The 316-nt window shown below is 56.0% G+C and carries 1 tRNA gene; it reads left to right on the top strand.

The annotated features are described in order from the left end of the window. Positions 1-151 precede the first annotated feature (151 nt). Positions 152-227, top strand: a tRNA-Thr gene (locus tag FOI68_RS23095). Positions 228-316: the final 89 nt, after the last annotated feature.

Genomic DNA, 316 nt, shown 5'->3' with positions numbered 1-316 from the left:
TGGTGAAGCTGGAGTTCACGCCGGTCTGTCACACCGGAGGTCGCGGGTTCGAGTCCCGTCAGCTCCGCCATCTTTTCGAAGATGTGCACAACCTACTTGCGATGGCACGCAGTTGACATCGACAATGGGTGTGCTATAATAAGCCAGGTACGCCGGTGTAGCTCAATTGGTAGAGCACCTGACTTGTAATCAGGGGGTTGTGGGTTCGATTCCTATCGCCGGCACCAGGAGAACGACCATGGGGAGATAGCGAAGTGGCTAAACGCGGCAGACTGTAAATCTGCTCCCTCTGGGTTCGGCGGTTCGAATCCGTCTC

Origin of the sequence: Brevibacillus sp. LEMMJ03 (assembly GCF_007197875.1) — a bacterium.
GTDB lineage: Bacteria > Bacillota > Bacilli > Brevibacillales > Brevibacillaceae > Brevibacillus > Brevibacillus thermoruber.
Note: the sequence above shows the minus strand (reverse complement) of the source record. Positions and strands in the feature narration are given on the sequence as shown.